Below are 3648 nucleotides of genomic sequence, written 5' to 3'. Positions count from 1 at the left end.
TCATTCAACTTCATGTGAATTGCATATTCCAGAACCCTGTCGAATTTAGCATTTGGCTCGGATTCATCAATTAAATAATCTGGATATAGTGGCTCTGGGGCTTCATTGCCATCTGGTCTAACAAAAAACTTATGAGATACTCCGCACTGCAAGCATGTATTAGGAAGAGAAAAAGGGAAACTATCACCATGAGTGCTGGGAAACCCTCCGGTTGGCGCTCCAACAATAATACCCAGATCATTGTCCTGTATTGCTGTAGAAAAACCCGTTGCAGAAGAGAAGGTATATGCACTGGTTAATACAATAACTCTGCCGGTGAAGAATGGATGTTTGGGTTTATGCTTTTTTGCCTTACTTTCACTTGAGACAGTTTCTCCAATGCCCTTTTTCCAGGGAGCTCCAAAAAGCAATTTACCAGGAATAAGTGATATAGGGAATGGGACAAAAAACTTCATCATGAGAGAATAATATTTTCTAATCTGCCTTGATATTTTTAGGTCCATTCTTGAAAATTGTGTGAATGGTTTGTCTGTGATGTAAGAGGCAAATTCCTCCGTTAGTGATGAATTCCCTCCTCCATTCTTTCTTAGATCTACGATTAGCTTCTTAACGCCATTTGTTTCAATCTGTTCAAACATGTCTCTAATGAATCCCTTAAATCTGCTTAGATCATCGAAAGCACGAAAATCCAGAACTGCATAGCTTTTCTCCCTATTGATATCAAATGTATAGGGATCTTTTTCTGCAATGGGCCCCTCATTTTTTAGATCCTTGATTCTTTCGTAAGTAACACCAGAAACACTTGTTTCCTCATTTTCTTCAGCACTGCAAAGAACAACAGTAAATGTACTGCAAGGTCCATACAGAAGGAATAGTAGTAATCCGAACAGAGTGGAGAGGACTGACAGGCTCATTTCTCTCCGTTCATAACTGAAAAGAGAAACCATGGAGTTAAGTATTGTCTCCGCGGAGATGCCGTTGATACTGGTGATGATGGTATCATTTACAGAGTGTATTTCTTTAGAAAAAGATTGCAGAATGCAAATTTCTCCCGAAGAGCAGTCTACCTCAAAGGGAAAGAGCAAGCCACCAGTATCAATATACCTGGAGTACTCATCTCTTGGCGTATAGACTGAGGTATGTCCATCACGAAAACTGGCGACAATTCTTGCAGCTTTTGTGTAAAAGCATATTCTATCAAAACCGTCATGCAATGAAAGCTTTAGTTCTTCAACAAGAGATTCTGCTTTTTCCTTTGAAATGCAAAAATACAAATTGGGATGAACATCCTCCATTGTGTTAATCAAAAAGTCAATATCCTGGATGAGTTCCAATTGAGTGTACTTTCTTCCAACATCCTCTCCTGGAAGAGGTGTCACAAAGGATGTCATTGCTTTTCTTAATTTTTCTTGTCTAGTATTTTTTTGACCCACGGACACTCCTCGGGTATTTTAGATAACACTAAGGCTCAGTGGATAGTACTCATCGTGAATTCAACCAGAGAGTACTATTCCACTGCAGCCTCTGGTTATGGTTCCTATTTCAACAGACACAGACCAGTGGTTTCAGAAATTCCGCCGGATTGTATTCTGCAGAAGTAGACACCTGATGCAAGACTCTCACCGTTTTCACCAGATCCATCCCAGGCTACTGAGTGCTGGCCGACTCCAAGTTCTGAGTTCTCTAGTGTTCTAACGATTCTACCCGAAAGGTCATATACAGACACTATCGCCCATCCAGCCTCTGCAAGCTCGAACGAGATGCTTGCGGTTGAATGGAATGGATTGGGGCTTGCGTTAAGGTTAAACAGGGGGGATGGATCCAGTTCGATTCCAGTGCCGGTCACGGTGAAGTAGATCGTATCTGCCGCCATGGCAACTCCCTCATAATAGGAAGTTGCTATCAATTCATTGGCTCCTACTATAGCGAAAAGGTCATCAAGGTAGGTGAATTTGAGACCCGTTCCGAATGCGTAAAGATTGCTGTCAGTTGCTGCGATATACATGACACCATCTGTTATTGAGGGGCTGGATTGAAATCCTGCCTCAAGTCCACCGGGAATGCCGTATGACCAGACAATGGCTCCGGTATTCTGATTAAAGGCATATACACTATCACCTCTATGCTCACCCATGAATACAAGATCTTCTGCCAGCCCAATGGATCCATGCAGCTGCATCTGGTTTTCGATACCCCAGATTTCTGCACCAGTCTGAGTGGAAAATGTTCCTATGAAACCATATGGCCATCCATAGAATGAGCACCCCATAAAAACTCGATCCCCATGTAATGCGGGAGTTGGTTCGGCTCCCCAGACATGTGAGTATTCATGCAGCTTCGATTCCCAAATCAATGTTCCATCATCTGCATTAAATGCATGCAGATAACCATCGTCACCACCAATGTAGATAGTATCATTGCGAATAGTCGGAGATGAGTCCCAATAGCCACCATCAGTATGGTCATTAGTCCAGAGAATATTCCCGGTAAGTGCATCCACTGCAAAAAGTGATTCAAGCTGGGTTCCGCTAGAATATGCTGTATGTGATGCAAGAAAAAGTGTGTTTTCATGCAGAGCAAGACAGCTTTCGAAGAAGCTGGGGAGTCCTAAATTCCAATTCTCTTGACCCGTTTGAGCATCAAACGCATGAAGGGTTAGGGAATCAAAGGGTGCTGTACTGACAAAATAGGCGATCCCATTTTCCACCAGGGGGCTTCCGCTCATGTGGCAACCAGCAGGTGCTCCAAATGACCAGACCTTGTTTCCGGTCTGAGCATTAAGACACCAGGCTGAGTCAGCTGATATGTATATATCGCCTTCATGGTACGTTACAGCATCATCAACATCATCAACCACATCGTAAGTCCAGAGGACTTCTCCCGATGCTGCATCAAGGGCAAATGCAGTAGATAACTCATCTGACAGAAAATAGACGATACCATCAACGATCACCGGGCTGCAGAACTCATGCGAATCACCACAAACAGGAGCCGTCCAAAGAACATCGGGACTATTAGGAGCAGGTGATTCGGAATAACCATGATTCTGATAGTTCTGCATATACGTTGGCCAGTCTGTGCTCAGTCTGGGAATCTGAATAACCGGCTCCAAATTCAATGTGTAATGTACTGAATCCGGTAATTCATTCTCATTCTCCACGATTGCCCGGATTGTTAACCAATCCCCATCATAGGTTTCACCATCAACTGGTTCAGTGATTGTAAGATTGGTGACGGATACCAGGATTGCTGTAAGGATCATTCCTAAAATCATACTGCACTCCATTCAATACTAAAACGCCCCAAATCAGCAGACTGTAAAAACCTGAGTTTCGATATCCCTGACGCAGTTCAGTCTGAATTTGGTTGTTAAGTTTTTGTTGCCTTCTGTCTATATAGCAAGCTTACTTGTTCGGATAATAATACCTCATAGTTTGAATCACAAGCATTTCACTTCACAGTATATACTCTGTCTGGGTGTTTATTAAATAATCAGGTCAACGCGAAGCACTCAGTTTGTCTGGATTGCTCGGTTTGTCCGGTATAGTTTTGTTTGCTAAAAATGTTCGCAAGCGTTGAAATACCGAAAAACCTACCGATTGCTGACTGTCTTTCAATTTCTGGATAATTCATTGACATCCATAGTAT

At 42.6% G+C, this 3648-nt stretch carries 2 protein-coding genes; both read right to left on the bottom strand.

The features are described 5' to 3' along the window. Positions 1–1433, bottom strand: a 1433-nt coding sequence (locus tag U9Q77_05545; GenBank protein MEA3286819.1) for a S41 family peptidase, incomplete at its 3' end; no start/stop codon positions are given. A gap of 104 nt (positions 1434–1537) precedes the next feature. Further along, positions 1538–3274, bottom strand: a complete 1737-nt coding sequence (locus tag U9Q77_05540) for a PQQ-binding-like beta-propeller repeat protein (GenBank protein MEA3286818.1) — start codon at positions 3272–3274, stop codon at positions 1538–1540. Positions 3275–3648: the final 374 nt, after the last annotated feature.

Source organism: Candidatus Neomarinimicrobiota bacterium, assembly GCA_034716895.1.
Lineage (GTDB): Bacteria > Fidelibacterota > UBA8477 > UBA8477 > JABMPR01 > JABMPR01.
Note: the sequence above shows the minus strand (reverse complement) of the source record. Positions and strands in the feature narration are given on the sequence as shown.